General features: G+C 67.1%; 2 protein-coding genes. One reads left to right on the top strand and one right to left on the bottom strand.

Annotated elements, in window-relative coordinates; all coding sequences use genetic code 11:
• Positions 1–20: 20 nt before the first annotated feature.
• Positions 21–764 (bottom strand): 20S proteasome subunit A/B, encoded by a 744-nt coding sequence (locus AB4Y84_RS21710; protein ID WP_442244407.1) that lies wholly within the window; start codon positions 762–764, stop codon positions 21–23.
• A 93-nt stretch (positions 765–857) separates the two neighbouring features.
• Here AB4Y84_RS21710 and folK point away from each other — a divergent pair, with 93 nt between their 5' ends.
• Positions 858–1,343, top strand: a complete 486-nt coding sequence (gene folK / locus AB4Y84_RS21715; protein WP_442250939.1) for a 2-amino-4-hydroxy-6-hydroxymethyldihydropteridine diphosphokinase — start codon at positions 858–860, stop codon at positions 1,341–1,343.
• Positions 1,344–1,368: the final 25 nt, after the last annotated feature.

The following is a 1,368-nucleotide window of genomic DNA, read 5'->3' on the forward strand; positions in this document are numbered from 1 at the left end:
ATGCCGGCCAGCGGCCGGCACTACCGGTCCTGGGGTTCCCACGGGAACCGCGGCAGGCTTTCCACCGCCTGTTCCAGCCGCCGCGACCAGTTCTGGTGGATGTCGGCGTACAGCGGTGAATCGGCGCCCAGCCGCAGCTGCTGGCTGATCCGCAGTTCGCCGGCGCGCAGCAGCGCCAGGTCGACCGGCAGGCCCACCGACAGGTTGGAACGGATGGTCGAATCGAGCGAAACGATCGCCGTGCGCGCGGCATCTTCCAGATGCGTGGATGGGGTCAGGATGCGATCCAGGATCGGCTTGCCGTACTTGGATTCACCGATCTGCAGATAGGGCGTTTCCGGCGAGGCGGCGATGGCGTTGCCCAGCGGGTAGACCATGTACAGGCCGGGCTGCTCGCCGGCAATCTGTCCACCGAAGATCAGCGTGGCCTGGGTGTTCACCCCGTCATGGCCGTGTTCGGTGTGCTGGCTCTGCACCTGGCTGTCCACCAGCAGGGAGCCGACGTAGGCCGCAGCCTCGAACAGATGGGCCATGTCGCGCAGGTTCGGTGTGCGCCGCTCGTCGGCATCGCGCTTCAGCCGCGACACCAGCAACTGGGTCGTGGCCAGGTTGCCGGCGGCCATCACCACGTAGGCGGCCTGGCCGGGGTATTCGAACACGTGCAGTTTGCGGTGCACGCGGACATCGTCCAGCGCGGCATTGGTGCGGGTGTCGGCGGCGAAGACCAGGCCCTCGTCCACCTCGATTCCAACGCAATAGGTCATGTCGGTGCCCTATCATATGCGTCCCGGATTGTAGGCAGGCCGTTGTGACGATGGCATGCCCGCGCTCCACCTGATTGCCGTCACCGGAACCGCATGACCACCGTGCTCCTGAGCCTGGGCAGCAACGTCCATCCCCGCCGCTACCTCCACGCTGCGGTGGCGGCCCTGYGCGAGCGCTTTGGCGCGCTGCAGGTGTCTGCCGCCTACCGCACCGCTGCCGTCGGTTTCGACGGCCCGGCCTTCCTCAACAACGGCGTTGCCCTCGAGACCGACCTGCCGCTGCAGGAACTGGATGACTGGCTGCATGCGCTGGAAGATGCGCATGGTCGTGACCGCAGTGGCCCGCGCTTCTCCGACCGGACCCTGGACGTCGATGTGGTGTTCTATGGCGACCTGGTGGTGGAGGGCCCCGGCCATCTGCGTATTCCGCGCCCGGAACTGAAGCATGCCTTCGTGCTGAAGCCGCTGGCTGACATCGCCCCGGACTTCGTCGATCCGGTCAGCGGCCTGGACCTGGCCACGTTGTGGCGCGCGCACAAGCAGTTTGGCGAAGCGTTCGAGGTCGTGGACCTCGAATGAGGGAGGCTGCCGGCCAGCGGCCGGC

The sequence above is a fragment of the Stenotrophomonas sp. 2YAF22 genome (assembly GCF_052114665.1).
GTDB classification, from domain to species: Bacteria; Pseudomonadota; Gammaproteobacteria; order Xanthomonadales; family Xanthomonadaceae; genus Stenotrophomonas; species Stenotrophomonas indicatrix.